Annotated in this window: 1 protein-coding gene; it reads right to left on the bottom strand. The window is 40.4% G+C overall.

What is annotated here, in order from left to right; all coding sequences use genetic code 11:
- Window positions 1–36: 36 nt before the first annotated feature.
- Entirely contained in the window at window positions 37–279 is a 243-nt protein-coding gene (locus tag GOU96_RS18430; RefSeq protein ID WP_053034790.1) for a hypothetical protein, read from the bottom strand.
- Between the last annotated feature and the right edge of the window lie 95 nt (window positions 280–374).

Here is a 374-nt window from a genome sequence, read left to right as displayed (position 1 = left end):
TTGAGGCGTTTGTTAGCTCTCTGCTTAGCGAATAGGTTACTGGAATTGTTCACCATGATTTTCTAAAGTTGCGCTGCCACACACAGCACAAACAACATATCTATCTGTTAATTCTAACGAAACGCCACCAGGTAAAGAGGCTGCCGAACTACTAAAAAATCCATCTAGAAATGCTTTGAACTGCTCTCTTTTGGACTTACCGTACTTTGATGGCTTTTGTTTCATCACTTCTTTATGTTCAGTGTTCTTCCCACACTTTTCACAAAACCTTGTGCTCATACTATCTCCTGAAATATTGCTAAAAAATTTCAAATCCAGCTTGGCTTTTTGGACTCCGCGATAAACTTTGAAAGAGAGCTAACGCCCGCCTAAGG

The sequence above is a fragment of the Vibrio sp. R-1 genome (genome assembly GCF_035615595.1).
GTDB classification, from domain to species: domain Bacteria; phylum Pseudomonadota; class Gammaproteobacteria; order Enterobacterales; family Vibrionaceae; genus Vibrio; species Vibrio cholerae.
Note: the sequence above shows the minus strand (reverse complement) of the source record. Positions and strands in the feature narration are given on the sequence as shown.

Coding starts and splice junctions, on each gene's coding strand:
- GOU96_RS18430 (WP_053034790.1), bottom strand. CDS start 279: ATGAGCACAAGGTTTTGTGAAAAGTGTGGGAAGAACACTGAACATAAA.